This is a genomic window from Labrenzia sp. THAF187b (assembly GCF_009363375.1).
GTDB classification, from domain to species: domain Bacteria; phylum Pseudomonadota; class Alphaproteobacteria; order Rhizobiales; family Stappiaceae; genus Roseibium; species Roseibium algicola.
This window is the reverse complement of record NZ_CP045344.1, coordinates 136,692-161,825: the sequence shown is the minus strand read 5'-3', so window position 1 is coordinate 161,825 and position 25,134 is coordinate 136,692. Positions and strand designations below refer to the sequence as shown.

The 25,134-nt window shown below is 60.3% G+C and carries 26 protein-coding genes; 21 read left to right on the top strand and 5 right to left on the bottom strand.

Going from position 1 to position 25,134, the window contains the following annotated elements; translation table 11 throughout:
* The first annotated feature begins 339 nt into the window (after positions 1 to 339).
* Genes FIV03_RS00775 through lpxK form a run of 6 tightly spaced genes read left to right on the top strand, consistent with a single transcriptional unit; the run spans position 340 to position 5,851 of the window.
* Complete coding sequence (locus tag FIV03_RS00775) at positions 340 to 1,683, top strand: TldD/PmbA family protein (protein ID WP_152508342.1); 1,344 nt, start codon at positions 340 to 342, stop codon at positions 1,681 to 1,683.
* A complete protein-coding gene (locus FIV03_RS00770; protein ID WP_197923128.1) occupies positions 1,670 to 2,518 on the top strand; it encodes a 3'(2'),5'-bisphosphate nucleotidase CysQ in 849 nt (282 codons plus the stop codon). The genes FIV03_RS00775 and FIV03_RS00770 overlap by 14 nt, the downstream gene beginning before the upstream one ends.
* A gap of 34 nt (positions 2,519 to 2,552) precedes the next feature.
* Positions 2,553 to 2,792: a DUF4170 domain-containing protein gene (locus FIV03_RS00765; protein ID WP_023002035.1), complete on the top strand. Its 240-nt coding sequence runs from the start codon at positions 2,553 to 2,555 to the stop codon at positions 2,790 to 2,792.
* Between the two features lie 32 nt (positions 2,793 to 2,824).
* The gene (locus FIV03_RS00760) at positions 2,825 to 3,523 is read left to right on the top strand and encodes a lysophospholipid acyltransferase family protein (protein WP_152508341.1); all 699 of its coding nucleotides are present in this window, start codon (positions 2,825 to 2,827) and stop codon (positions 3,521 to 3,523) included.
* Positions 3,516 to 4,832 carry a 3-deoxy-D-manno-octulosonic acid transferase gene (locus FIV03_RS00755; RefSeq protein ID WP_152508340.1) on the top strand — a complete coding sequence of 439 codons (1,317 nt, stop codon included), beginning with the start codon at positions 3,516 to 3,518 and terminating at the stop codon, positions 4,830 to 4,832. Before FIV03_RS00760 ends, FIV03_RS00755 begins: the two co-directional genes overlap by 8 nt.
* Positions 4,829 to 5,851, top strand: a complete 1,023-nt coding sequence (lpxK, locus tag FIV03_RS00750) for a tetraacyldisaccharide 4'-kinase (RefSeq protein ID WP_152508339.1) — start codon at positions 4,829 to 4,831, stop codon at positions 5,849 to 5,851. Before FIV03_RS00755 ends, lpxK begins: the two co-directional genes overlap by 4 nt.
* A gap of 26 nt (positions 5,852 to 5,877) precedes the next feature.
* Here lpxK and FIV03_RS00745 read toward each other — a convergent pair whose 3' ends face one another.
* Positions 5,878 to 6,090 carry a DUF2093 domain-containing protein gene (locus FIV03_RS00745; protein WP_023002031.1) on the bottom strand — a complete coding sequence of 71 codons (213 nt, stop codon included), beginning with the start codon at positions 6,088 to 6,090 and terminating at the stop codon, positions 5,878 to 5,880.
* A 312-nt stretch (positions 6,091 to 6,402) separates the two neighbouring features.
* On the opposite strand from FIV03_RS00745, the gene tldD reads away from it, so the two are divergent.
* Both tldD and FIV03_RS00735 read left to right on the top strand, forming a co-directional pair.
* A complete protein-coding gene (gene tldD / locus FIV03_RS00740) occupies positions 6,403 to 7,827 on the top strand; it encodes a metalloprotease TldD (RefSeq protein ID WP_152508338.1) in 1,425 nt (474 codons plus the stop codon).
* A 21-nt stretch (positions 7,828 to 7,848) separates the two neighbouring features.
* On the top strand, positions 7,849 to 8,463 hold the full coding sequence (locus tag FIV03_RS00735) for an HAD family phosphatase (protein WP_152508337.1): 615 nt from the start codon (positions 7,849 to 7,851) through the stop codon (positions 8,461 to 8,463).
* Positions 8,464 to 8,499: 36 nt separating this feature from the next.
* Here the strand turns inward: FIV03_RS00735 and FIV03_RS00730 are convergent, their stop codons facing one another.
* Positions 8,500 to 9,114 carry an AraC family transcriptional regulator gene (locus FIV03_RS00730; RefSeq protein WP_152508336.1) on the bottom strand — a complete coding sequence of 205 codons (615 nt, stop codon included), beginning with the start codon at positions 9,112 to 9,114 and terminating at the stop codon, positions 8,500 to 8,502.
* Between the two features lie 300 nt (positions 9,115 to 9,414).
* Here FIV03_RS00730 and FIV03_RS00725 point away from each other — a divergent pair, with 300 nt between their 5' ends.
* Positions 9,415 to 11,208 carry a monovalent cation:proton antiporter-2 (CPA2) family protein gene (locus tag FIV03_RS00725; RefSeq protein WP_152508335.1) on the top strand — a complete coding sequence of 598 codons (1,794 nt, stop codon included), beginning with the start codon at positions 9,415 to 9,417 and terminating at the stop codon, positions 11,206 to 11,208.
* Between the two features lie 82 nt (positions 11,209 to 11,290).
* Here FIV03_RS00725 and FIV03_RS00720 read toward each other — a convergent pair whose 3' ends face one another.
* A complete protein-coding gene (locus tag FIV03_RS00720) occupies positions 11,291 to 11,773 on the bottom strand; it encodes an invasion associated locus B family protein (protein WP_228866686.1) in 483 nt (160 codons plus the stop codon).
* A 623-nt stretch (positions 11,774 to 12,396) separates the two neighbouring features.
* On the opposite strand from FIV03_RS00720, the gene coxB reads away from it, so the two are divergent.
* The 8 genes from coxB to FIV03_RS00685 all read left to right on the top strand — a co-directional run bounded on the left by coxB (position 12,397) and on the right by FIV03_RS00685 (position 19,026).
* Positions 12,397 to 13,299 carry a cytochrome c oxidase subunit II gene (gene coxB, locus FIV03_RS00715; protein WP_173013968.1) on the top strand — a complete coding sequence of 301 codons (903 nt, stop codon included), beginning with the start codon at positions 12,397 to 12,399 and terminating at the stop codon, positions 13,297 to 13,299.
* A gap of 77 nt (positions 13,300 to 13,376) precedes the next feature.
* Positions 13,377 to 14,972 carry a cytochrome c oxidase subunit I gene (gene ctaD / locus FIV03_RS00710; protein WP_152508333.1) on the top strand — a complete coding sequence of 532 codons (1,596 nt, stop codon included), beginning with the start codon at positions 13,377 to 13,379 and terminating at the stop codon, positions 14,970 to 14,972.
* Between the two features lie 150 nt (positions 14,973 to 15,122).
* The gene (locus tag FIV03_RS00705; protein WP_152508332.1) at positions 15,123 to 16,058 is read left to right on the top strand and encodes a heme o synthase; all 936 of its coding nucleotides are present in this window, start codon (positions 15,123 to 15,125) and stop codon (positions 16,056 to 16,058) included.
* 4 nt (positions 16,059 to 16,062) lie between these two features.
* Complete coding sequence (locus tag FIV03_RS31485; protein ID WP_023002021.1) at positions 16,063 to 16,224, top strand: hypothetical protein; 162 nt, start codon at positions 16,063 to 16,065, stop codon at positions 16,222 to 16,224.
* Positions 16,225 to 16,234: 10 nt separating this feature from the next.
* Positions 16,235 to 16,843 carry a cytochrome c oxidase assembly protein gene (locus FIV03_RS00700; RefSeq protein ID WP_023002020.1) on the top strand — a complete coding sequence of 203 codons (609 nt, stop codon included), beginning with the start codon at positions 16,235 to 16,237 and terminating at the stop codon, positions 16,841 to 16,843.
* Positions 16,844 to 16,888: 45 nt separating this feature from the next.
* On the top strand, positions 16,889 to 17,761 hold the full coding sequence (locus FIV03_RS00695) for a cytochrome c oxidase subunit 3 (protein WP_152508331.1): 873 nt from the start codon (positions 16,889 to 16,891) through the stop codon (positions 17,759 to 17,761).
* A gap of 80 nt (positions 17,762 to 17,841) precedes the next feature.
* Positions 17,842 to 18,237, top strand: a complete 396-nt coding sequence (locus FIV03_RS00690; RefSeq protein WP_031269732.1) for a DUF983 domain-containing protein — start codon at positions 17,842 to 17,844, stop codon at positions 18,235 to 18,237.
* A 27-nt stretch (positions 18,238 to 18,264) separates the two neighbouring features.
* Positions 18,265 to 19,026, top strand: a complete 762-nt coding sequence (locus FIV03_RS00685; RefSeq protein WP_152508330.1) for an SURF1 family protein — start codon at positions 18,265 to 18,267, stop codon at positions 19,024 to 19,026.
* A 269-nt stretch (positions 19,027 to 19,295) separates the two neighbouring features.
* On the opposite strand, the gene FIV03_RS00680 is transcribed toward FIV03_RS00685, so the two are convergent.
* Together FIV03_RS00680 and FIV03_RS00675 are read right to left on the bottom strand one after the other, a co-directional pair.
* The gene (locus tag FIV03_RS00680; RefSeq protein WP_055657820.1) at positions 19,296 to 19,784 is read right to left on the bottom strand and encodes a peroxiredoxin; all 489 of its coding nucleotides are present in this window, start codon (positions 19,782 to 19,784) and stop codon (positions 19,296 to 19,298) included.
* 131 nt (positions 19,785 to 19,915) lie between these two features.
* Positions 19,916 to 20,737: a protein-disulfide reductase DsbD domain-containing protein gene (locus FIV03_RS00675; RefSeq protein ID WP_152508329.1), complete on the bottom strand. Its 822-nt coding sequence runs from the start codon at positions 20,735 to 20,737 to the stop codon at positions 19,916 to 19,918.
* Between the two features lie 184 nt (positions 20,738 to 20,921).
* On the opposite strand from FIV03_RS00675, the gene FIV03_RS00670 reads away from it, so the two are divergent.
* The 4 genes from FIV03_RS00670 to FIV03_RS00655 all read left to right on the top strand — a co-directional run bounded on the left by FIV03_RS00670 (position 20,922) and on the right by FIV03_RS00655 (position 25,116).
* Positions 20,922 to 21,518, top strand: coding sequence for a YqgE/AlgH family protein (locus tag FIV03_RS00670; protein WP_023002014.1), 597 nt, complete (start codon positions 20,922 to 20,924; stop codon positions 21,516 to 21,518).
* A 229-nt stretch (positions 21,519 to 21,747) separates the two neighbouring features.
* A complete protein-coding gene (thrC, locus tag FIV03_RS00665; RefSeq protein WP_152508328.1) occupies positions 21,748 to 23,154 on the top strand; it encodes a threonine synthase in 1,407 nt (468 codons plus the stop codon).
* Between the two features lie 4 nt (positions 23,155 to 23,158).
* Complete coding sequence (locus FIV03_RS00660) at positions 23,159 to 24,448, top strand: pitrilysin family protein (RefSeq protein ID WP_031269731.1); 1,290 nt, start codon at positions 23,159 to 23,161, stop codon at positions 24,446 to 24,448.
* Between the two features lie 29 nt (positions 24,449 to 24,477).
* On the top strand, positions 24,478 to 25,116 hold the full coding sequence (locus tag FIV03_RS00655) for a GNAT family protein (RefSeq protein ID WP_023002011.1): 639 nt from the start codon (positions 24,478 to 24,480) through the stop codon (positions 25,114 to 25,116).
* The last annotated feature ends 18 nt before the right edge of the window (positions 25,117 to 25,134 follow it).

The following is a 25,134-nucleotide window of genomic DNA, read 5'->3' as shown; positions in this document are numbered from 1 at the left end:
TCTGATTTATAAGAGGGTTACTGGAATGTAATCAGACAGGTAACACCTTGTTCAGTCATGTGGCAATTTCGACTTGATACAACCTTAGAATGAATTTGCCGCCCTGTCCCGATCCCGCCTATCTTGCGGTCATCATTACGAAAATCGGATGGGGTGCTGCGGCATTGCAACCTCTTGCCGGAACCGGCTCAAAATCCCATTTCCCACCTATCAGGGGAAAACCATGGCTCTGGAAGGCGCCCAGCACGACCGGATTGCCCGCAAAAGGCCCCGACAGTTGCAGCGCAGCCGTGCGGGGCGTAAACAACTGCCGAACCAGAAGACGAAAGAGCGGACACGATGTCGGAACTGATTGATCAAAGCGAATTGCAATCCCGGGCAGCCCGTCTGGTGGAAGCAGCCCGCAAGGCCGGAGCTGACGCCTGCGACGCGATTGCGGTTACCGGTGTCTCGCTTTCGGTCGATGTTCGCGAAGGCAAGGTGGAAGAAACCGAGCGCGCCGAAGGCGACGACGTCACCTTGCGCGTGTTTGTCGGCAAGCGAACTGCTGCTGTCTCAGCCAACCGACTTGATGATCCGGCAAGCCTGGCTGAACGGGCCGTCGCCATGGCCAGGGTCGCGCCGGAAGATCCCTATGCCGGTCTTGCCGATCAGGATCTTCTCGTGAAGGAGTTCCCGGAACTCGAGCTTCTGGACACAAAGGAAATGACTGCCGAGGATCTGACGCAGATCGCGCTGGAAGCGGAAGCGGCCGGTCTGGAGGTGGAAGGCGTCACCAAATCCGGCGGTGCTGGGGCCTCCTGGCGTCTTGCCGGTGTCGTTCTGGCGACCAGCCATGGGTTCCAGGGGTCCTACATGTCGTCCCGCTATGGCATGTCCATGACAGCCGTCGCGGGGGAAGGGACCGGCATGGAGCGGGATTACGATTTCGACAGCCGCACCTATTTCGAGGACCTGGAAGCACCGGCGGAGATCGGACGCAGGGCCGGTGAAAGAGCTGTGCGCCGTCTCAATCCGAATAAGCTTTCGACCCGCACCGCGAACGTCATTTATGAATCGCGCGCTGCACGCAGCATTCTCGGGCACCTTGTCGGGGCGATCAACGGGGCCGCCATTGCGCGCAAGACCAGCTTCCTGAAAGACCGGATGGGCGAGGCCGTGTTCGCACCTGGCATCCAGGTGGTTGACGACCCGTTCAAGCGCCGGGGTGCCGCAACACGCCCGTTCGACGGGGAAGGAACCCGGGCGGAACGTCTCGATGTCATTGAAGACGGTGTCCTGCGACACTGGTTTCTGGACGGTGCTTCCGCACGTGAACTGGGCCTGACGCCCAATGGCCGGGCGCACCGCAGTGGCAGCGGTACGTCGCCTGGCGCAACGAACGTTACATTGTTGCCGGGCGAAAAATCGCTGGAGGAATTGATGGTGGAGGCCGGGCAGGGCCTGCTGGTGACCGATCTGATCGGTCACGGCGTCAACGGCCTTACCGGTGACTATTCGCGCGGGGCAGCCGGTTTCTGGTTCGAAAACGGCCAGATCGTGGAAGCCGTTAGCGAAATCACCATTGCAGGCAACCTGAAGGACATGTTTGCACGGCTCGTGCCCGGCAGCGACCTTGACAACCGTTATTCGGCAGCCACTCCCTCGGTCATGATTGAAGGAATGGCCCTTGCCGGAAGCTGACAAGGGCCTGAACGATACCGGACGAAGCGAAATCGGGCTGGATGAAGCCGGAAGGGACGCGGACCTGCGCCTGCTGGAGTTGGCTGCGCGCCAGGCGGGCGATATTGCGCTGGGTTTCTTCGGTCAGGATCCGGAGACCTGGTACAAGGGCAAGGCGGGCATGTCGCCGGTTTCCGAGGCAGATCTCGCGGTAGACCGTTTTCTCGCGGACTACCTGCGGTCCGCGCGGCCGGACTACGGCTGGCTTTCGGAGGAAACCGCCGACGACCGCAGCCGGCTCAACCACGAGCGTGTCTTTATTGTCGATCCGATTGACGGCACGCGGGCCTTTCTGGCGGGCGGCGACGAATGGACAGTGGCGATTGCCGTGGTTGAGGCCGGTCGGCCTGTTGCGGCTTCGGTCTTTTGCCCGCGCCGGGACGAGATGTTCCTGGCCCGTACAGGCGGCGGGGCCTGGCTCAATGGGGCACGACTGGCGGTGTCAGACCGCACCGGCCTTTCCGGCGCAACCTTGACCGGACCTCATTCCATTGTTGCCAATCAGGATGTTGTCGCTGCAGGATTTGTCGGCACGGAAATCCTGCGCTCCCTGGCTTATCGCCTGGCGATCGTTGCAGCAGGACGGGTCGATGTCGGGGCTGCACGAGGCGGACCGAGCGATTGGGATCTTGCGGCGGCGGATCTTTTGGTGCAGGAAGCGGGCGGTGTATTGACCGACCTGTCAGGTCGGAACCTGATCTACAACCGCGCCAAGACCGGCCACCCGGCCCTGATCGCAGCTCCTGTTGCGCTGATCGGGCCTGTGCGCGACGCGCTCGACGACCTGATCAGGTAACAGACCGGTTGCAGCGACGAAAGCGAGGATATTGATGAGTAATACCGATACTCCGAAGCAGCTCCTTCATCTTGTGTTCGGCGGCGAGCTGGAATCACCGGAAGGGCTGACGTTCCGCGATCTGGACGAACTGGATATCGTCGGAATCTACCCGAATTATGCCGAAGCTTACAAAGCCTGGAAATCCAAGGCACAGGCGACGGTCGACAACGCTCATATGCGTTACTTCATCGTCCACATGCACCGCTTGCTCGATCCGGAAACGGCTTCTTAAGGCAGCGCAGCTCTCTCAGGCGACCACACCAAATGATAAAACGCCTCGGCCGTCAGCCCTGGGTTCTGGCCAGCATCGGCACTTTGATGGCCGTTTACCTGAAACTGGTCTACCGTACCAACCGGTTCGTGATCGAGCCGGAGGGCGTGCACGAACGTTCCGAACAGGATCTCCCGGTTATCGTGGCCATGTGGCACGGCCAGCACTTCATGGTGCCCTTCGCCAAGCCGGCTCACTGGCCCGCCAAGGTGATGATTTCCCGGTCTGCCGATGGCGAGGTCAACGCGATCGCGGCCCGCAAGCTCGGCCTCGGCCTGATCCGTGCCTCCGGCGGCAAGAACGCACGCCAGATAAAGAAGCGCGGCGGCATGCGTGGTTTCATCGAGGCGCTTCGTGCGCTCAAGGAAGGCTATTCCATCGCCATGACGGCGGATGTGCCAAAAGGTCCGGCCCGCAAGTCCGGCGTTGGCATCGTTCAGCTTGCCAAGCATTCGGGCCGTCCCGTCCTGCCAGTGGCCGTGGCGACCAGCCGCAGCATCGAGCTGAACAGTTGGGACAAGGCCAGCGTCAACCTGCCGTTCGGCCGGGGCAGCATCGCGGTGAGTGACCTCATCTGGGTTCCTGCCGATGCGGACGACGACACGCTTGAGGAATACCGCCTCAAGGTGGAAGTGGGGCTCAACGCCGCAACGAAACGTGCTTACGAGCTGGTCGGAAGGGCGGATGGCTGACCGGCGACCCCTTGTCTTCAGTCTCTACAGGGGCCTTGCACGGGCCCTGACGCCTCTGTTCAATCTGCTTTTCTGGCTGCGCAGCCGCTCCGGCAAGGAATTGCCCGCCCGCAAGGGGGAGCGTTTCGGACGGAGCGCAACAAGCCGGCCTGCCGGCAAGCTTGTCTGGATCCATGCGGCCAGTGTCGGTGAAACCGTATCCGTGCTGCCGCTGGTCGACGAACTGACGGCGTCCGGCAACAAGGTGCTCCTGACGACTGTCACCGTGACGGCGGCACAGTTGGCACAGGGCCGCTTGCCGGAAGGGGCGATCCACCAGTTCATGCCATTCGATGCCCCCGGGCCGATCTGCCGATTTCTCGACCACTGGTATCCGGATCTGGCGATGGTGGTCGAATCCGAAATCTGGCCCTGCCTTTTCGATGAAATGCGTTCACGGCAACCGCCCTTCGTGCTTCTCAACGGCCGTCTATCTGACCGATCCTATCGAAGCTGGGCACGCTTTCCGCGTATTTCCGGATATCTGTTCCGGTGTCTGGACATGGTTCTGGCGCAAAGCGCCGCCGATGGCGAGCGGTTCCGCCTGTTGGGCTGCCGCAATGTTTCAACGCCCGGCAATCTGAAATTCGATGCACCGGACCCGGCCGTGGACGAAGGCCAGGCAACCGCCCTGCTGGCGCAGACAGGAGCGCGTCCGGTCTGGCTGGCCGCACTGACGCATCCGGGTGAGGACGAAATCGTGCTCGAGGCCTTTGGCCGTCTCACCGAGGATTTTCCCGATCTCCTGCTGGTCCTTGTGCCGCGACATCCCGTCCGGACAGATGATATTGCGGCCATGATCGATAGCCGTGGCCTGCGTGCGGCGCGTCGAAGTCTGGATCAGGCAATTGAAACGGACACAGATGTCTATCTCGGTGATACACTGGGCGAGATGGGACTTTTTTACAGATTGGCACCGGTGACGTTTTTGGGTGGTTCATTCAACGATGCAGGCGGTCACAACCCGGTGGAAGCTGCGCTGTCGGGCTCCGCGCTGGTCACTGGCCCGCGCGTTGCGAACGCCCGCGCCGTCTACAAGGACTTCTGGAGCCGGCGGGCTTCGCTGAAAGCGGAGTTGCCGGAGAACCTGGCAGATTGCGTCGGCAGTCTCTTGCGCGATGCTGACGCTGCCCGGGCGCAGGCGGAAAGAGCAAGGGCCCTGGTCGAAGCCGGACGCGGTGCGTTGGACGAAACCCTGAAAGTGTTGCAACCCATGTTGGGAATAGCAGGTCCGGCGACTGGCGATCCGCTGCCGCGGGGCCGCGCATGAAGACGGCGCCCGACTTCTGGTGGAAGCCGGGACAGACACTGGCAAGTTGGCTGCTGTCGCCGGCAGGCTGGATCTACGGACTGGTCTCCGGACGCCGCATGTTGAAGAAGCCGAAGGCGAAAAGCCGGTTGCCTGTAATCTGCGTCGGCAATTTCGTCGTCGGCGGAACCGGAAAGACACCCTTTGCCATCGAACTGTCCTACAGACTGCAGGAAGAAGGCTTGCGGCCCGGTTTTCTGCTGCGCGGTTACGGCGGCAAGGCCAAGGGGCCGCTCCTCGTCGATGCCAGCATGCACGACGCCGACGTTGTCGGTGACGAGGCCTTGTTGCTGGCCCGGTACGGTCCAACCGTGATTGCGGCCGACAGGCCGTCGGGAGCACGGCTTGCCGAGCAGCAGCCTATTGATGTGCTGCTTATGGATGACGGGTTTCAGAACCCGGCGCTGGCCAAGGATCTCAGCCTGGTGCTGGTTGATTGCAGCGTGGGGTTCGGCAATGGCAAGTGTCTGCCTGCCGGCCCCTTGCGGGCACCTGCGGCTAAGCAGATCGTGAAGGCCGATTGCCTGGTCCTGGTGGGTGAGGGGGATGCGGCCGAGGAAGCTGTGCATCTGGCCGGACGCAAGGGGCTGCCGATCCTTCACGCACATGTGCGGCCGCAGCCGAACGATGAACTGGCGGGAAGCAGGCTCTTTGCATTTGCGGGCATCGGCAGACCGCAGAAATTCTTCGATACGCTGAAATCGCTTGGCTACGACGTGAAGAAAACGAGGGAATTCCCCGATCACCATCAATATACGCAAGCCGACGTGCGTGCGCTGCTGACCGAAGCCGAGGAAGCCGGGTTCAAGCTGGTGACGACGTCCAAGGACATGGCCAGGCTGGAAACGTCGACGGGAGAGCTGTTCCACTGGATCGCATCCAGTGCGGCCGTTCTGGAAGTGCGAATGGAGATCGACGACGAAGACAGACTGGCGTCACTCATCAAGGAGCGGCTTCGCCGGCGTCAGTTCGGAAAATGAGGCTGCTTGACTTCGCCTGACGCGGCTCAGCGCGTTTCCAGATACCGCTTCATGGATGCATTGGCATCGACATAGGCTTCCTGCCGTTCGACAGACCAGTATTTCAGCTCGTCCAGCGGGATCGCCGTGCCGGTGACCGCACAGCGCACGAATGTCCCCGGTGTTTCCACCTGATAGTCGCCGTCCAGATAGCGGACGCGGGCTTCATTGGGGATGCGCGGATTTTCGTAGCGGTTCATGATCTGCAGTTTGGCTGTCGGTCTATCGGGAAGTCTTGATAGCATTTATGGCAGACTGGCAGGAGAGGGCAAGTCAAAGCTTTGCCGGTGGGCCATTTCCCCGTTGCGGGACAATCGGCGTCAAAACCGCACAGGGTAACCCGCCCCCGACTGCATTCCGGCGCGTGGGACCGTATGACTGGCAAGTGGAATTCTCCGCTTATGGGATGATTTGCGCGCCAAAACGCCTATGTTGAGAGAAACAACCAAATTGCCCGGTCTGGCAATGCAACCTGCATCGGCAGACACTCCGGGCGAAATCAGGACAGACAGATGACCCTTTCCACCACCGATCTTATCGAATCTTCAGGCCTGGGCCTCGAAACGGCAAGGCGGATCACTCAAGACGCACTTGATGGAGCGGATGATGGCGAGCTTTTTGTCGAGTACCGGCAAAGCGAGGGCCTTGTCTTCGACAACGGGCGCCTGAAAGGGGCCAACTACGACACCGCACAAGGTTTCGGCCTGAGAGCCGTTGCCGGTGAAGCTGCCGGTTACGCCCATGCCGGGGATATCTCCGAAGGTGCATTGAAACGGGCGGCCGATGCGGTCAGCGCCGTCAAGAAGGGGTATTCGGGTAGCTACGCGGCGGCACCTGCGCGCACCAACCAGACGCTTTATACCGATGTAAACCCGCTTGGCGGACCGAGCTTCGAGGACAAGGTCAAGCTGCTGCAGGAAATCGATGCCTACGCGCGGGCGAAGGATCCACGCGTGCGGCAGGTGTCCGCGTCTCTGGCGGGTTCCTGGCAGGTGGTCGAGATCCTGCGTGCGGACGGTCATCTGGTGCGCGATGTGCGTCCGATGGTGCGGCTCAGCATTTCCGTCGTCGCCGGCAATGACGAACGCCAGGAAAGCGGCTCTTTCGGTTGCGGTGGCCGGGAAGGCTTCGAGCGTTTCATCACCACGGAAAACTGGCAGGGCGGTGTCGACGAGGCGCTGCGTCAGGCTCTGGTCAATCTGGACGCAGTTCCGGCACCTGCCGGCACCTTCGATGTCGTGCTGGGGCCGGGCTGGCCGGGCATTCTTCTGCATGAAGCCGTCGGCCACGGACTGGAAGGCGACTTCAACCGCAAGAAAACGTCCGCGTTCGCCGGTCTCATGGGCCAGCGCGTCGCTTCGCCTGGCGTGACCATCGTTGACGACGGCACGATTGCCGATCGGCGGGGCTCGCTGACTGTGGACGACGAAGGCACGCCTTCCAGCCGAACGGTACTGATCGAGGACGGTATCCTGAAGGGCTACATGCAGGACCGCCAGAATGCGCGTCTGATGGGCATGGAGCCGACCGGTAATGGCCGCCGGCAGTCCTACGCCCACATCCCGATGCCGCGCATGACCAACACGGTAATGATGGCCGGTGACAAGGATCCGGACGAGATCCTGGCATCGGTCAAGGACGGCATCTACGCCGTCTCTTTCGGCGGTGGCCAGGTCGACATCACCTCCGGCAAATTCGTGTTCTCCTGCACCGAAGCCTACCGCGTGGAGAACGGCAAGGTTGGCGCGCCGCTGAAAGGGGCAATGCTGATCGGTAACGGACCGGACGCGCTGACCCGCGTTGCCATGATCGGGAACGACATGAAGCTCGATCCCGGCATGGGGACCTGCGGCAAGCAGGGGCAGGGCGTACCTGTCGGTGTCGGCCAACCGTCCATGCGCATCAATGCCATGACCATAGGCGGGACGGCGGTCTGACAAAGCCGCCTGGAAGGACCTATGCCGGACATAAAATTCGTCATCTTCGATATGGATCTGGTGCTCTACGACTATGACCACCAGATCCGCTTGAAGCTGCTTGAGGAGCTGACAGGAAGGCCTGCGGCCGATATTGATCGCTCGGTCTGGGGCGGTCCTCATGAAAATGCAGCCGAGGCGGGAGATCCTGCAACGGCCGAAGCCTATCTAGAGCAATTTGCAAGGCTGCTCGAGTTTCCGATCGACTTCGAAACCTGGGCGGACGTGCGCCGGCAGATGATGCGCCCGCGCCGGGATGTCTTGTCGCTTGTCCGCCGCCTGAAGGCGACCGCAGACATTGCGCTGCTGACCAACAACGGCATGCTCTTGAAGGATGCCTTGCCCGTCTGCGCGCCGGAAACGGTCGAGATTTTTGGCGAGAAGGCCCATGTCTCGGCGGAGTTTGGAGCCCGCAAGCCTGATCCGCTGGTCTATGAGCGCATCTGCGGCCGCTACGGCTACGCTCCCGAGGAAAGTGCGTTTGTCGATGACCGCGCGGAAAACATTGAAGGGGCGCAGAGCGTCGGTCTGAGGGGCCATCACTACGTGACTGTGGATGGCCTGGAAACGTTCCTGAGGTCTTGCCGGCTGATCTGATCCGTCACGCAGCTTTCCACGATCAGGGTGTTGCAGTCAGGGCTTTGGGTGAAAGTGCCTTTGAGGCAGCAGGTCTTCCGAACTGAAGCTCCCGTTTCCGGCTATCACCATGCCGCGTGCCACGCTCAGGTTCCTGGCAACGCCGCTTCCTTTCAGCAGACCGCCTCTCATGTCCGGATCATCTTCCTGAAAGGAGCCTCCGTCCGACAGCGTGCAGGTGTCGACCGTGATATTGCCGAGGATCTGACTGCCGTCTCCCAGCATGCATCTGCCGAACAGGGCCGGGTTGTTGAGGAACCGGCCATGGCTTCCGATCCGGATTTCCGCGCCGGGCCTGTTGGCCTTGGCGGTAAATCCGCCTTCGCCGAACTGGTTCTTGCTACCAATCAGAATATTGCCGTTCGACGCTTCGAAATGGCTGCCGGAGTGCACAATGTTGTCGTCGCCCAGCCGGATCTCCGCTCCGGATGACGCCTTCAGCGTGACGCCCGGATAAAAGATGTTGTTCTTGCCCGCCGATACGCCTGCGGAAACCAGTGTGGAAAAGGGATCCAGAACATGATTGCCGTCCAGGATTTCCATCATCTGAGACAGCGGCAGAAACCCGCAGGCAAGGCGTGCGGCATCGATTGAGGCAAACAGATCGGACATGCGTTGCGAGGGCTCCGTCTTGGAGTACAGGGACAGATAGCCAGCCTTTGGCCCACAGGTTGCCTGCCAGACTGTTTCACCGGACACCTGCAACGCTACGCAGCAAATATCCGGCGTGCAATCAGCTTGTGCGGTTCTTGGCGCGTGGGGCTGTCCTTTGATTGAAAATAAAGCACTTTTTTGCTGCAGTCGCTGGATTTGATTAAAGGATAGGGCGTATTCTCTGATATCGTTGAAGTGAGCCGAAGTCGCCTGAAACAAGAAGGCGACGTGTCGGGACCATGCGGTTAAGGAGAAGGAATGGCAGCAGAAGGAGCCCCTCCGTTTTTTGCCGAATCGATCGTGTTTCTGGCCGCGACGGTCGTCGCCGTTCCGATCGCCAAAAGGCTGGGGCTTGGATCGGTGGTCGGTTATCTCGCTGCCGGAGCCGTTATAGGCCCGCATGGCCTTAAGCTTCTCGGCTCCGGCGAGGACGTGCTCCATGTCGCCGAGCTAGGCGTCGTCCTGCTGCTGTTTGTCATCGGTCTGGAGCTGGACCCGCGAAAACTCTGGCGGATGAAGCGTGACATCTTCGGCCTTGGAACGGCCCAGGTGCTACTGACCGGTGTGACCTTCTACGCCATAGGACGGCTGTTCGGTTATTCCTTCACCACCTCCCTGGTGGCTGGCTTCGGCCTGGCGCTTTCTTCCACCGCGTTCGCGCTGCAGATCCTTCAGGAACGCGGACAACTTTCCTCAGCCTACGGCCAACGCGCGTTTGGCATCCTGTTGCTTCAGGATATTGCCATCGTGCCACTGCTTGCGATGGTTGCCATCCTGGCGCCAGGGGAAGGGCCATCCACCTACACCCAGATCCTGAGCGAGATCATGATCGTTCTGGCGGCGGTGGCCGCGGTTGTCCTGACTGGCCGATATCTGGTGTCGCCGATTTTCCTGCTGCTGGCGGCAAGCCGCGCGCGCGAGGTCATGCTGACAGCCGCTCTCCTCGTCGCTCTTGGCAGTGCCGGCATCATGCATGCGGTCGGCCTGTCGATGGCGCTCGGGGCGTTCCTGGCAGGTGTACTGCTGGCCGAATCGAGTTTCCGCCATACGCTTGAAGCCGACATCGAGCCCTTCCGGTCTTTGCTCATGGGCCTGTTCTTTGTCGCCGTCGGCATGTCGCTAGATATCTACCTGGTGATGACCCACTGGGAAATCCTCGCAATCGGCGTCATCTGTGTGATGGGCGTGAAGGGCATATTCCTTTGGGCTCTGTCACGGGGCACCGGCTCGCCGAATTCCGATGCATTGCGCATCGCCGTCACGTTGCCTCAGGGTGGTGAATTCGCGTTTGTCCTGTTCACCGCCGCTGTCGGCGAGCGCCTGTTGAGCTATCAGGCCGTCAACCAGCTGAATGCGATTGTGGTCTTGACCATGTTGCTGACGCCGGTTGCCTGTCTCGGGCTGGACCGGCTGGCGGCCAGGGTCAAGGCACGGGGTGTTGAAAACCCGTCGATCGAAACATTCGAGGAGGCAACACCAACCGTGCTGGTGATCGGCTTCGGCCGCTTCGGCATGGTGGTGGCCCAGTTCCTGACATCCGAAGGGCTTGAGATCACCGCCATCGACAATCGGCCGGACCGTATCGCCTACGCCCGCAAGCAGGGCTACAAGGTCTATTACGGCGATGCCACGCGGGCAGACGTCCTGGCGGCGGCAGGGGCAGGCAAGGCGACATTGGTTGCCATGTGCATCGAGAACGACAAGGTGATGGGCAAGGCCATCGACCTCGTGCGCGAAGGCTTTCCCGAAGCACTGATCTTCTGCCGGGCGACGGACCGCGCACATATGCTGGATCTCACCAAACGTGGCGTCGATTTCCAGATTCGTGAAACCTTCGAATCAAGCGTCGTCTTCGGCCGGGCGGCGCTCGAAGCACTGGGAACTCCCCTCGACCGGATCGACCAGATCGAGGAAGACGTGCGCGACCGGGACGAGGAGCGGCTTGCCCAGCAATTGCGCGAGGGCATGTTTGCCGGCGCCGACAAGCTGCACAAGGTGACACCGCGCCGGTCGATGGAGGCGAACGCTCCTGACGCGCCAGCCGCGGAATAGACGGCAAGGCACATCACCAGAATTTCGGAAACAAAAAAGGCACCGATTGGGCGCCTTTCGTTTGTTTGCTTGCGTTTCCGTGTCAGGGCAGGGCGTCGAAGCCTGCGGAGAACCCGTTCAGCGAAATCGGGATGCCGATCCCTTCTTCCGGGGTCTGGAAGATGATGAAGGTCGCCTGAGAGCCGGCCTGCAGTTTGCTCAGCAGATCTTCTTCGAGAATGACCTCGGCAATGCAGCCGTTCGGAAGGCAGCGGACGAAGCCGGCCCGGCCGATATCGGCGTTGTCGACCCTGAGGCCAAGGCCGGACGGCAACAACACGCCGAGCGGTGCAAGAACCCGGAGAATGCGGGCCTGCTTGTCGGCGGTTTTCAGAATGATCACGGACAGTCCGACGTTTTCCCGGTCGGCCGCGGTGACGTTCTGGATCAGCGCGCACTGGTCACCGGTGGAACCGGGAGGCGTGTCGCAGCGCATTTGCCAGTCGCCGTGAGTCGAGCGGACCTCGCCTTGTGCTGCAGCGGGCAGATTTCCGTAAGTCAACGAACTGAAGACGATCCCGGCAATGGCCGCGAGTTTGGAAAAAGACAGTCTGGAACGTCCGTTAGGGCGGGCAGCCAGTGACTGCGGCAATTGGGTTGACAAGAAATCCTCCAGTCAATCGTTGTCCGGTTCGCTTTTGGTCGGCCCGGCACAAAAAGATGCGGCCTGCTTGGCGAATCAAGGTGTAATTCTAGGCCAGACATTGCCGCATGACGGCGCACGTTTCCAGTCCGGCGGTTCAGGAACCTAAGGATTAGCCGCAATTCTTGTCGAAAATTCGCATGTCCTTGACCCGTGTCAAATGGCAGAGAGCTTCAGGTGGCTGTGAAAAGTTGGAAATTCCGTTGCAGCCCGGCGTTTCTTGTGGTTTTTGTGCGGCTCAAAGGTGTCGGTGGAATGATGCGGCACATCGCCGCTATGCCCGATGGTAGCCATCGCCCTTTATATGAGTTTGTGGTTATAGTCCGGTCAAACTCATGACCTTGTCCAACTCCAGGACGCAGCAGATTTGGCTTGCGCAGCGCCGCCAAGCCCGCTACTGCCGCACCGGATTGGACCGGATCTGAGTCCGGAAATTTAGCATTTTCCGCCATTTCAGGCGGATGAGGGAAGGGAGCGCGGACGTGAAGGCAGTCTTCAAGCGTCTCATGACTATGGCCGGTGCGGCGGCAACTTTTGCTGGAGTGTCGACGGCGGCCCTGGCAGCGGAATCCGGCATCAAGGAATGGCAGCTGGGCTTTCAGGCCTCTGTCACCGATGTGATGGACGACATTACCTGGTTCAACGGGTTCACCCTGGTGATCATCACCGTAATCACGCTGTTCGTGCTTGCGCTGCTGATCGTCTGCATGACCCGCTTCAGCTCGAAGGCGAACCCGGTTCCGTCCAGAACCTCGCACAACACCATGATCGAAGTGGTCTGGACGGTTGCTCCGATCCTGATCCTGGTCGTGATCGCGATCCCGTCTTTCCGCCTGCTCTACAAGCAGCTGGACATTCCCGAATACGAGATGACCATCAAGGCGACCGGGTACCAGTGGTACTGGGGCTATGAGTACACCGATGAAAACATGGGTGAGCTCTCCTTCGACTCCATCATGGTCAAGGACGACGAGCGCCAGGCTGTTGCAGAAGCTCGCGGCGTGACGCTCAACGAAGTTCCGCGCCTTCTGTCCGTTGACTACGATCTCGTCATTCCAGTCGACACCACTGTTCGCGTCCAGGTGACCTCCGAAGATGTTATCCACGCCTTCGCGATGCCGTCCTTCGGCGTCAAGATCGACGCCATCCCGGGCCGTTTGAACGAAACCTGGTTCCACGCTCGCGAGGAAGGTGTCTACTACGGTCAGTGTTCCGAGCTTTGCGGCAAGGACCATGCCTTCATGCCGATCGCGATCCGGGTGGTTTCCAAGGATCAGTTCCAGACCTGGTCAACTGCCGCCCAGGACGATCTGGACACTGCCAACCAGCAGCTCCTGGCATCGATCGCCGATGCGAAGAAAGTGGCTGCCGCAGGCAAGCTGGAAGAGATCTCTGTCGCCGCGAAATAATGCGGCGACGATCCTGTTTGGCGATGCGCGCGATGACATGCAGCGCCGCTGAGAAAGTCTGAAAGAGGGAGCCCAAAATGGCTGCGACCGAAGCACATGCGGCACATGGCCATCCGACCGGATGGCGCCGCTGGGTCTATTCGACCAACCACAAGGACATCGGTATCATGTACCTGATGTTCGCTATCATGGCAGGTATCGTTGGCGGCGCGCTCAGCGTCGGCATGCGGATGGAACTTCAGGAGCCGGGGATGCAGATCTTCGGTGATCCGCACCTGTTCAACGTGTTCACCACCGCACATGGTCTGATCATGATCTTCTTCATGGTCATGCCGGCCATGATCGGCGGCTACGCCAACTACTTCGTGCCGATCATGATCGGTGCGCCGGACATGGCGTTCCCGCGGATGAACAACATCTCCTTCTGGCTGCTTCCGCCGGCCTTCCTGCTCCTGCTTCTCTCCCTCTTCGTTGAAGGTCCTCCGGGCTCCAACGGTGTCGGTGGCGGCTGGACTATCTATCCGCCGCTGTCCACGTCCGGTCAGCCCGGACCGGCTATGGATCTGGCGATCCTGTCCCTGCACATTGCTGGTGCTTCCTCGATCCTCGGTGCCATCAACTTCATCACGACCATCTTCAACATGCGTGCGCCGGGCATGACCCTGCACAAGATGCCGCTGTTCTCCTGGTCGGTGCTGATCACCGCGTTCCTGCTGCTGCTGTCCCTGCCGGTTCTGGCTGGTGCCATCACCATGCTTCTGACCGACCGTAACTTCGGCACCACGTTCTTCGCACCTGCCGGTGGCGGTGACCCGATCCTGTTCCAGCACCTGTTCTGGTTCTTCGGCCACCCGGAAGTGTACATCCTGATCCTGCCGGGCTTCGGCATCATCAGCCACATTATTTCCACCTTCTCGCGCAAGCCGATCTTCGGTTACCTCGGCATGGCCTACGCCATGGTCGCCATCGGCGTCGTCGGCTTCATCGTGTGGGCGCACCACATGTACACCGTCGGCATGTCCTCCGAGACGCAGGCCTACTTCGTGGCCGCCACCATGGTGATCGCGGTTCCGACCGGCGTGAAGATCTTCTCGTGGATCGCGACCATGTGGGGCGGTTCCATCGAGTTCCGCACGCCTATGGTCTGGGCAATCGGCTTCATCTTCCTGTTCACCGTTGGCGGTGTGACAGGTGTGCAGCTCGCCAACGCCGGTCTCGACCGCGCGTTCCACGACACTTACTTCGTGGTTGCTCACTTCCACTACGTGCTGTCTCTCGGCGCCGTGTTCGCCATCTTCGCGGCCTGGTACTACTGGTTCCCGAAAATGTTCGGCTACATGTACAACGAGACGATCGGCAAGGCCCATTTCTGGATCACCTTCGTGGGCGTGAACCTGGTGTTCTTCCCGCAGCACTTCCTGGGCCTGAACGGCATGCCGCGCCGCTATGTCGACTACCCGGATGCGTTTGCCGGCTGGAACTTCGTGTCGTCCATCGGCTCCTACATCTCGGCCTTTGCGGTTCTGGTGTTCCTCTTCGGTATCGTTGAGGCGTTCTCCAAGAAGCGCGTTGTCGGCAACAACCCGTGGGGCGAAGGTGCAACGACCCTGGAGTGGACCCTGTCTTCTCCTCCGCCGTTCCACCAGTTCGAGACCCTGCCGCGCATCAAGTAAATCGCGGCGGGAGGTTCGCCTCCCGGTCAAGATCAGCACCGCGCCGGTTGCCGGCGCGGTGCTCCCTTTCAAGAAAACTGCCGGGCCATGTGCACCCGGACGCGCGATCCCCGGATCGCGATCGAAAACAAGAATTCAAAGGACGCGCCTATGTCGCTCGTTGAGCGCCAGGATACGATGAGCCAGGAAACCGCTGTCTGGGACGGCGGCATGGGATCGGTGAGCGACTATGTGGCGCTCCTGAAACCGCGAGTGATGTCTCTGGTCATCTTCACCGCTTTTGTCGGCCTGATGCTGGCACCGGGCTCCGTGCATCCAGTGCTGGGTGTTGTCGCGATCCTGTGCATTGCCATCGGAGCAGGCGCTTCCGGCGCGCTCAACATGTGGTACGACGCCGACATCGATGAAGTCATGACGCGCACCCGCAAGCGGCCGATCCCGGCCGGCAAGGTCACGCGTGAGGAAGCGCTTGCCTTCGGTGTGACGCTGTCCATCGGTTCGGTTGTGCTGCTCGGCCTTCTGGTCAACTGGTTTGCCGGTGCGTTCCTGGCCTTCACCATCTTCTTTTACGTGATCGTCTATACGATGTGGCTGAAGCGCTCGACGCCGCAGAACATTGTTATCGGCGGCGCAGCCGGGGCGTTTCCTCCGATGATCGGCTGGGCAGCCGTTACCGGAAGCGTAAGCCTGGAAAGCTTCGTGCTCTTCCTGATCATCTTCATGTGGACACCGCCGCACTTCTGGGCGCTGGCACTGGTCAAGAACGGCGACTATCAGGCCGCCAAGATCCCGATGCTGCCAGTTGTCGCCGGCGAGACCGTGACACGGCATCATATTCTTGCCTACGCCATCCTGCTCGCACCCATCGGTGTCGCACCTTATCTGCTTGGCTTTGCAAGCCCCGTCTACGGCATCGCATCCGCTCTTCTGAGTGCCATTTTCGTCGGCCTGTCCTTTGACGTCTGGCGCAAGCGCGAGGGCGATCCGGCGAAGGCCGCGTGCTGGCGTCTGTTCAAGTTTTCAATCTTCTACCTGTTCATGCTGTTCGCCCTGCTTCTGGGTGAGAGCCTGATTGCAGGAGCGTGACGTGATGGCCAAGGAAGAGCAGGGCATTGCACTCACCGAAGAGCAGAAGAAGAAGCGCCGATCGCGGTCGATTGCAATCGCCTGCGTGCTCGGCGGCCTCGTCGTGCTGTTCTATGTCGTGACCATCGTCAAACTGGGCCCCGGTATCCTGGACCGGGCGCTTTGAGGGAGATCGTGTGAGCAACGGACAAGACACTTCAAACCTGTCACGCAGCAACCGCAAGGTCGCGGTGGTTTGCGCTGGCGTGTTCATGTTCATGGTCGGGGCGGCCTATGCCGCCGTGCCGCTCTACAATCTTTTTTGCCGTGTCACCGGGTTTGGTGGCACCACACAGGTTGCCACGGCTGAAAGCGACGTGATCATCGACCGCAAGATCACCGTGCGCTTCGACGGCAACGTCAATCATGAGCTGCCCTGGAAATTCAAACCGGTGCAGCGTTCGGTCACGCTCCAGATGGGCGAAACCGCTCAACTGGAATATGTGGCAACCAACACGGGTTCCGGCAGGACCGTCGGCACGTCGACTTTCAACGTGTCGCCGCCGACCGCCGGGGCCTATTTCAACAAGCTGCAATGCTTCTGCTTTACCGAGCAGGCGCTGGAAAGCGGCGAGACTGTTCAAATGCCGGTCGTTTTCTTCGTCGACCCGGAAATGGACAAGGATCCTGAGCTGAAACACGTGAAGGAAATCACTTTGTCCTACACCTTCTTCCCGGTAGAAGAACCGGAACGTCCTGTTGCAGCAAAGGCCGAGAAGGCCGCAGCTGAAACAAAATTCGAGTGATTGGCGCATCCGCGCTTGAAATGACTGTCTTTGGGGAGCTTGCCGATGGCTGAGGCACATACCAAAAACCACGATTACCACTTGGTCGATCCGAGTCCGTGGCCGTTCATCGCATCCGTCGGTGCGTTCGTCATGGCACTGGGTGCCATCGGCTTCATGAAATACGCACAGGGCATGGAATTCGTGCTGCTCGGCCTGGATCTCACCGGCTGGGGCCTGTTCGCTATTGGGCTGTTGATCGTCCTTTATGTGATGTTCGGCTGGTGGCGCGACACCGTTCGCGAATCCGCTCAGGGTCACCACACCCGGGTGGTCTCGCTACATCTTCGCTACGGCATGCTGCTGTTCATCGCTTCGGAAGTGATGTTCTTCGTTGCATGGTTCTGGGCCTACTTCGATGCGTCGCTGTTCACCAGCGAAGCCATCCAGTTTGCACGCGTCGAGGCTACCGGCGGTCAGTGGCCACCTGTTGGCATCGAAACGTTCGATCCCTGGCACCTGCCGCTGCTCAACACCCTGATCCTGCTGTGCTCCGGCACCACGGTCACCTGGGCACACCATGCGCTGCTGCACAATGACCGCGATGGCCTGAAGTGGGGCCTGACCCTTACGGTTCTGCTGGGTGTTCTCTTCACCATCTGCCAGGTCTATGAATACATGCACGCCGCGTTCGATTTCGGCGGCAACATCTATGGCGCGACCTTCTTCATGGCGACCGGTTTCCACGGTTTCCATGTTATCGTCGGCACCATCTTCCTGGCCGTCTGCCTGTTCCGGGCACTGGCTGGTCAGTTCACCGTGGAGAAGCACTTCGGTTTCGAAGCCGCCGCATGGTACTGGCACTTCGTTGACGTCGTCTGGCTGTTCCTGTTCGTCTCCATCTACATTTGGGGCGCAGGCACACCGGCCGCTCACTAGGATCGCGCCAAACCGGCACGAGCAACGCCCGATCCGGCCACCGGATCGGGCGTTTTCATTTCAGTTGAGGCTTGAGGCACATCATGGAAGACAAGGCGCATTTTCCACCGGTCAATCCGGTTTCCGCAGGCCTGTCGGGCAAGTGTCCGCGCTGCGGCCAGGGGAAGCTTTTCGACGGCTTCCTGAGCGTCAAGAAATCCTGCATGGCCTGCGGGCTCGACTACTCCTTCGCCGACAGTGGTGACGGCCCGGCGGTCTTTGTCATCATGATCGTCGGGTTTATCGTGGTCGGTCTGGTGCTCTTCGTTGAGCTCTCCTACCAGCCGCCGATCTGGGTACACCTGGTCCTCTGGCTGCCGCTGACGATCCTGCTGGCCGGTGGAGTGCTTCGACCGCTGAAAGGCCTCATGATCGCACTTCAGTTCCGGCACAAGGCCGCCGAAGGCCAACTGGACACCGGCAAGGACGACAATTGACCGGGCGGGTCCCGGGAAGACAATCCCATGCGTAAACTCGTTATTCCGACACTCGCCGCCATCGCGGCCCTGGTGGTTCTGCTCAATCTCGGTTTCTGGCAGCTTGACCGCCTCGCCTGGAAAGAAAACCTCATCGAACAGGTGGAAGCCGGTGTTTCGACCCCACCGGAAACAGCACCCGAACCAGCGGCCTGGGGCGACCTTGCACCTTCCGACGATTATAGCCATGTCAGGCTCACCGGACGTTTCCTGGAAGGGGCAGTCTTCTATTACACCGCGCTGACTGATCCGGTCGGGAGAGCAAGCGGGCCCGGGGTGATGGTCTATGCACCCTTTGAAACGGACCAGCAGTGGGTCGTTCTGGTCAACCGCGGCTTCCTTCCACAAGGGCTCGACAAGGCCACGCGCGAAAAGGCAATCACGCCGCCTGATGGCGCCTGGGAGCTGACCGGACTTCTGCGGCTGAGTGAAAAGCCGAACTGGACAACGCCTGAACCAGGTCGGGAAGATCGTATCTGGTTCGCACGTGACACGGACGCCATGGCAGCAGAACTGGGCCTCGATCCCGCCAGGCTGGCTCCCTTCAGCATAGATCTCGACGCTTCCTTCACACCGCCTTCCGGTCTGCCGCAGGCGGGGGAGACCATCGTTCATTTCAAGAACGATCACCTCGGCTACGCGCTGACCTGGTTTGGTCTGGCAGCAACGCTGATCGGTGTCTATCTCGCCTACGCTGCAAGCATCCTCTGGCCGCGCAAACGGCAGGCGGGTGAAACGTCGAGCAAATAGGCGGTGCTGGTGGCCTCGTGACACGAAAGAACTTGGCGACGGGGGGCGGAAAAACACAGGCTCTCGGTCGTCGTCCCGGTCAAGCGAAGCGCGAGCCGGGGCCGGGGGGGGCACGGCGTCACTTTTGTCAGCAGCCATGTTGATAAGCCCTCGGCTCTCCGATCCCGGATCTCCGCGTTGCTGCGTCCGGGATGACCTGTTGAGAGGGGACGATCAAAAAAAGGGCCCCGCAGGGCCCTTCGTCATTTCAAAATCATTCAGCCAACAGCTTAGCCGAGTGCTTCCAGAATTGCGGCAGCACCAGACTTCACGGCTTCGCCCGGAGCGTCTTCAATCGCCAGGAAGGTGATCACGCCATCCTTGGCAATCAGCGCGAAACGCTGTGAGCGCAGATGACCGAAGATCGGTGCCGGCCCGAGGCCGAGGCCTGCGGCTTCGACAAAGCCGGCAGCCGTGTCGGACAGGAACGTAATGCTGTCGCCGGCGCTGGAGGCTTTCTTCCAGGCGTCCATGACGAAGACGTCGTTCACGGACAGGACAGCAATGGTGTCGACACCCTTGTTCTTCAGCGTTTCCGCATGCTCGATGAAGCCCGGCAGGTGGTTCATGTGGCAGGTCGGGGTGAAGGCACCCGGCACGCCGAACAGCACAACGGTTTTGCCGGATGTCAGCTCGCCAGTCGATATTTCGCCGGGGCCGTCCGCGGTCATGGTGTTGAATGTTGCCTCAGGAAGACGATCCCCAACAGAAAGTGTCATAGTGAATATCCCTTGATTGACCGGCTGCGGCGAAACGGCAGCCCCGCGACACAGATAGGGCTTTGTTGGCCATCCGTCGAGGGAAGTTGAGGCAAAAGCGGTTCGATGGGCAGACCGGCAGGAGGCAGTTTCTATTTCACCCAGGCCGGATCAATGGGAAACAGCTGCTCGACCGCGCGACCGCCCGCAGTCAGCACGAGGCGCAGATCTGTGTCGGTCTCGGTTGTTTTCATGCCTTTGAGTGACAAACGCCAGAGCGTCTTTTCACCGCCTTGGCCGGCAGGTTTAGGCAGGCCGATATAGGAGCCTTCGGGAGCTGCTGCAAAAAGATCCAGCGTGGTGTCTTCAGGTGCCTGGACCTCGATCTCCACCGCATCGCCCGATGCCGACAGCGCTATCGCACTTATCTTCAGATCCGCGGACGGCTGGGTGGCAGGCACGGCCTCGAGGTCTCGGAGGATCAGTGTCTGGGCAAGGCTGTCGGTCTCGGCATCCGGGGTCAGGTCAAGCGTCAGGGAGGACTCTCCGGGAACGCAGATCTCGTTGCAGATACCAAAGAAAACGTCCAGGGAAAGCGTCACGGCTTGATCGGGATTTTCAGGTTCGACCCGCAGCGGCAGAACAATGCCATTGTGATAGACGATTGATTCAGAAAAGCCGTCGTCATAGCGCTCCGGCGCAGGATAGAGCACCTCGGTGGTCTTGATGTTTGCGCTTCCGGTCGTATCGATCTGGGGCGGAATTCCGGCTTCGCCCGGATAGCGCCAATAAGTGTGCCAGCCCGGTTCCAGAAGGAACTCCAAACCGGCTTCATAGTGGCCGTCCTTCATGGGGCCCGAGGCGATCAGCCTGACGGCGCCTCCCTGAACTTCCGTCCAGCCGGTCATGGCGGCATGGACAGGCGAAGCAAAAACAAAAAGAGTGAGCGCAAGGGCAAGGACAGAGCGTTTCATGCCTTCTTTGCTACACGAGTTTCAGGCAAGCGTCATCGACCAGACTGGGCAATCCAGGTCATATCCTTGTGACGCTGAAGTGAGCCGGTTGCCATTCGGCGAGCACAAACAGACATTAACAAAGCCTGGCAAAGGGGCTATGCTTTCCCCTGGGCAGAGAGCGTCAACAGAAAACGAGGTACGCATGGCCGGATCCGCAGCAACAGATTCCCTTGAAGGTCAGTTTCTGATTGCGATGCCGGGCATGTCAGACAGCCGGTTCGAACATTCTGTGATTTACCTGTGCTCTCATTCCGACCAGGGGGCAATGGGCCTCGTGGTGAACCAGGTGGCTCGCCATCTGTCATTGGAAGAGCTTCTGATACAACTCGATATCGTCAACGACGATGGTGCCATTCGCCTGCCGTCGAAAGTCCGCGACATGAGCGTCCACAAGGGTGGTCCGGTGGAGGTCGAACGCGGCTTCGTGCTGCATAGCGACGATTTCATGTTGAACCAGTCGACCCTTGCCATTGATAACGGCATCTGCCTGACGGCAACACTGGAGATCCTGCGGGCGCTTGCGCAAGGGACTGGCCCCACCCAGGCCATGCTGGCCCTCGGTTATGCGGGCTGGGCTCCGGGGCAGCTCGAAAACGAAATCCAGGCCAATGGGTGGCTGACGGCCCCGGCCGATCCGGACATTCTGTTCGATCAGGCCTCCGACAAGAAATGGCATCGCGCGCTTGCCAGCATGGGTATCGATCCAGCCATGCTTTATGCCGATGCAGGGCATGCCTGACGGTGCTGACGTCACGGCCGGTTTCGCAAAACTTGTCTCTCCACGGTCATCATTTTAGCCAAAAGCGACTTGCGCTTGAATGTTATGGCGCGTAAGTCGCATCAATGGCATGGTTTGTTTCAAATCTGCCGGAATTCAAGTAGGCTGATCCTTCTCGCATCAGAGGTCTGGCAAACAGGCAGGGGACGCGGGCGTCCCGCGACAAACAAAGCAAGAGGAACGTTGCGCGGTGAAATACATCAGTACGCGTGGTGAAGCACCAGTTCTGGAATTTTCCGATGTCCTGCTACAGGGGCTCGCACGCGACGGCGGACTTTACTTACCCGAAACCTGGCCGCAATTTGATGCCGACACCATCGCGTCTTTCGCCGGTAAACCCTATCAGGACGTTGCCTTCGAGGTTATTTCGCCCTTCGTGGCCGGCGCCATTCCCGAAGACGATCTGAAGTCCATGATTGCAGAAGCCTACGACGGCTTCCGCCACCCGGCCGTGACGCCGCTTGTCCAGACCGGACCGAACACTTTCATCCTCGAACTCTTCCACGGCCCGACGCTGGCGTTCAAGGACGTCGCGATGCAGCTGCTTGGCCGGATGATGGACTATGTCCTGACCGAGCGCGGCTTGCGCGCGACCATTGTCGGCGCAACATCCGGAGACACCGGCGGCGCTGCCATCGAGGCCTTCCGCGGGCGCGAGCGCACCGATATCTTCATCCTGTTTCCCGACGGACGCGTTTCAAGCGTGCAGCGCCGCCAGATGACGACCCCGGCGGAAAAGAACGTTCATGCCCTGGCACTCGACGGCGACTTTGACGATTGCCAGGCCATCGTCAAGGGCATGTTCAACCACTTTTCCTTCCGCGACCGGGTTGCCCTTTCCGGTGTCAATTCGATCAACTGGGCGCGGATCCTGGCGCAGATCGTCTATTATTTCGTCGCAGGCGCTGCCCTTGGTGCGCCGCATCGCAAGATCTCGTTCACGGTGCCGACCGGCAACTTCGGTGATATTTTCGCCGGCTATGCCGCCATGCAGATGGGGCTTCCAGTCGAGAAGCTGGTGGTGGCGACCAATGTCAACGACATCCTGGCGCGGACACTCAAGACCGGGCGTTATGAAAAGCGCGGCGTGACGCCGACCATTTCTCCGTCCATGGACATCCAGGTGTCCTCCAATTTCGAACGGCTTCTGGCGGAGGTGTGCGGACGCGATGGCGCGGCAGTCCGGCGCATGATGAACCAGTTGAGCCAGTCCGGCAGTTTCGAGATCGAGGAAGGTCCGCTCCGCGCCATGCGCGCGGTCTTCGGAGCAGGCCGCTGCGACGAGGACGAAACGGCATCGACCATTGCCGAACTGTGGAACGAGGCAGGCTATCTGCTGGACCCGCACACGGCAATCGGTGTCCATGTGGCGAAAGACCATGATAACGGTGAGACACCGATGGTGGTGTTGGGCACGGCGCATCCGGCCAAATTCCCGGATGCGGTGGAACGGGCTTCAGGAAACCGGCCGGAGCTGCCGGAAAACCTGAAGGATATGATGAGTGCGGAGGAGCGCCAGCAGGTTCTGGCGGCGGATCAGGGCGTGGTGGAGCGATACATCGAAGATCACGCCCGGGCCGTTACTGCTGGGGTGTGAGCATATGAAAGTACAAACAACAATTCTCGATAACGGGATGACGGTCGTCACCGACCAGATGCCTCATCTGAAGACGGCGGCTCTTGGCGTGTGGGTGCGGACCGGGTCCCGCGCGGAGAATGTGCATCAGAACGGGATAACCCATCTTCTGGAGCATATGGCCTTCAAGGGCACCAAGACCCGCACGGCGCGCGGCATCGCAGAAGAGATCGAGGCCGTCGGTGGTGAGCTGAACGCTTCCACAAGCATCGAACACACCAATTACTACGCGCGTATCCTGGCTGAAGACACGCCGCTTGCGGTCGATATTCTCGCTGACATCCTGCAGAATTCCACATTCGATGCTCAGGAGCTGACGCGCGAACAACATGTGATCCTTCAGGAAATCGGCGCGGCAAACGACTCCCCCGACGATCAGGCCTTTGACCTGTTCCAGGAAACCGCCTGGCCGGACCAGGCCATCGGACGGCCGATCCTCGGAACGCCGGAAACGGTGCAGGGGTTCAACCGCGACGCACTCAACGCCTATCTCGCCGATCGCTACCGGGCGCCCGACATGGTGCTGGCCGCTGCTGGCGCGGTTGATCATGAAGAGCTTGTCGCTCTTGCCCGCGAAAAGTTCGGTGGTTTCAACTCCGAGCCTGCAGCTCCGGAATCCGAAGCACGCTACCGCGGTGGGGAAACCCTTCGGCCGAAGGAACTGATGGAAGCACAGGTTCTGATCGGTTTCGAAGGCCGACCCTACAAGTCCAAGGACTATTACGCCATCCAGATCCTGGCATCGGTCCTGGGCGGTGGCATGTCGTCTCGTCTGTTCCAGGAGATCCGCGAGAAGCACGGCCTTTGCTACGCCATCTACAGCTTCCACTGGGCGTTTTCCGATACCGGATTGTTCGGCCTGCATGCGGCCACCAGCCAGGAAGACCTGGCTGCGCTGATGCCGATGATCGTGGACGAACTGATCGCCGCCACCCAGACGATCACCGACGAGGAAGTCGCCCGCTCCAGGGCGCAGATCCGCGCGGGACTGATGATGGCGCTGGAAAGCCCGGCAGCCCGCGCCGGACAGATTGCCCGACAGATCCTCGTGCACAATCGCGTGCTCGACCCGGACGAGATTTCCTCGAAGATCGAAGCCGTGACGGCTGCCGATATCCGCAGGGTCGCACACGAAACTTTCGTGGGCACGGTGCCGACCCTGACTGCGATCGGGCCGGTTGATGGTATCATGACTGCGGACGAACTCGCAGGACGGCTTCAGCAAAGCCCGGTCCTGCGAGCCGCATCCATGTAAGTCGGACAGAACAAGCCGGAGAGTGGGGCATGGCGCTGTTACGGCCGGGAGCAACACCTGACGCTGAACTTCTGATCGAGGCCGGCGGTTATTATCTTCGCCCGCCAATCATGTACGACTTCAAGCCCTGGGCGGAACTTCGCGGGGAAAGCCGGGCGTTCCTGAAGCCCTGGGAACCGCTCTGGCCGTCCGATGACCTGACCCGAACCGGCTTTCGTCGCCGCTTGCGCCGCTATTCGAAGGATCGCAAGGAAGGGCGCAGCCTGTCGTTCCTTCTGTTTCGCGCGCGCAGCAACGAGATCCTCGGCGGACTGACACTCAGTAATATCCGCAGGGGTGTCAGCCAGACTGCGACACTTGGCTACTGGATGGGCGAGCGGCACGCCGGAAAAGGACATATGTCCTCGGCTGTCGCCATGATCTTGCCGTTTTGTTTCGACGTGTTGAACCTTCATCGTATTGAAGCGGCATGTCTGCCAACGAACATGCCGTCCATCCGTCTGCTCGAAAATGCCGGGTTCCACCGGGAAGGCTACGCACGCAACTATCTGTTAATTAACGGGACCTGGCAGGATCATCTTCTGTTTGCCTGTTTGGCGGAAGACCATGCGTCGCGACCTGAAAAGGTGGCACCGAGCGTCGAGGGAATCTTGAAAGAATTCTTGTGACATGCGCCACAACCCGGT

Excerpts from the sequence above, each read along its gene's own strand:
- FIV03_RS00775 (WP_152508342.1), top strand. The coding sequence starts at position 340 with ATGTCGGAACTGATTGATCAAAGCGAATTGCAATCCCGGGCAGCCCGT.
- FIV03_RS00765 (WP_023002035.1), top strand. The coding sequence starts at position 2,553 with ATGAGTAATACCGATACTCCGAAGCAGCTCCTTCATCTTGTGTTCGGC.
- FIV03_RS00760 (WP_152508341.1), top strand. The coding sequence starts at position 2,825 with ATGATAAAACGCCTCGGCCGTCAGCCCTGGGTTCTGGCCAGCATCGGC.
- FIV03_RS00755 (WP_152508340.1), top strand. The coding sequence starts at position 3,516 with ATGGCTGACCGGCGACCCCTTGTCTTCAGTCTCTACAGGGGCCTTGCA.
- lpxK (WP_152508339.1), top strand. The coding sequence starts at position 4,829 with ATGAAGACGGCGCCCGACTTCTGGTGGAAGCCGGGACAGACACTGGCA.
- FIV03_RS00745 (WP_023002031.1), bottom strand. The coding sequence starts at position 6,090 with ATGAACCGCTACGAAAATCCGCGCATCCCCAATGAAGCCCGCGTCCGC.
- tldD (WP_152508338.1), top strand. The coding sequence starts at position 6,403 with ATGACCCTTTCCACCACCGATCTTATCGAATCTTCAGGCCTGGGCCTC.
- FIV03_RS00735 (WP_152508337.1), top strand. The coding sequence starts at position 7,849 with ATGCCGGACATAAAATTCGTCATCTTCGATATGGATCTGGTGCTCTAC.
- FIV03_RS00730 (WP_152508336.1), bottom strand. The coding sequence starts at position 9,114 with ATGTCCGATCTGTTTGCCTCAATCGATGCCGCACGCCTTGCCTGCGGG.
- FIV03_RS00725 (WP_152508335.1), top strand. The coding sequence starts at position 9,415 with ATGGCAGCAGAAGGAGCCCCTCCGTTTTTTGCCGAATCGATCGTGTTT.
- coxB (WP_173013968.1), top strand. The coding sequence starts at position 12,397 with ATGACTATGGCCGGTGCGGCGGCAACTTTTGCTGGAGTGTCGACGGCG.
- ctaD (WP_152508333.1), top strand. The coding sequence starts at position 13,377 with ATGGCTGCGACCGAAGCACATGCGGCACATGGCCATCCGACCGGATGG.
- FIV03_RS00705 (WP_152508332.1), top strand. The coding sequence starts at position 15,123 with ATGTCGCTCGTTGAGCGCCAGGATACGATGAGCCAGGAAACCGCTGTC.
- FIV03_RS31485 (WP_023002021.1), top strand. The coding sequence starts at position 16,063 with ATGGCCAAGGAAGAGCAGGGCATTGCACTCACCGAAGAGCAGAAGAAG.
- FIV03_RS00695 (WP_152508331.1), top strand. The coding sequence starts at position 16,889 with ATGGCTGAGGCACATACCAAAAACCACGATTACCACTTGGTCGATCCG.
- FIV03_RS00685 (WP_152508330.1), top strand. The coding sequence starts at position 18,265 with ATGCGTAAACTCGTTATTCCGACACTCGCCGCCATCGCGGCCCTGGTG.
- FIV03_RS00680 (WP_055657820.1), bottom strand. The coding sequence starts at position 19,784 with ATGACACTTTCTGTTGGGGATCGTCTTCCTGAGGCAACATTCAACACC.
- FIV03_RS00675 (WP_152508329.1), bottom strand. The coding sequence starts at position 20,737 with ATGAAACGCTCTGTCCTTGCCCTTGCGCTCACTCTTTTTGTTTTTGCT.
- FIV03_RS00670 (WP_023002014.1), top strand. The coding sequence starts at position 20,922 with ATGGCCGGATCCGCAGCAACAGATTCCCTTGAAGGTCAGTTTCTGATT.
- FIV03_RS00660 (WP_031269731.1), top strand. The coding sequence starts at position 23,159 with ATGAAAGTACAAACAACAATTCTCGATAACGGGATGACGGTCGTCACC.
- FIV03_RS00655 (WP_023002011.1), top strand. The coding sequence starts at position 24,478 with ATGGCGCTGTTACGGCCGGGAGCAACACCTGACGCTGAACTTCTGATC.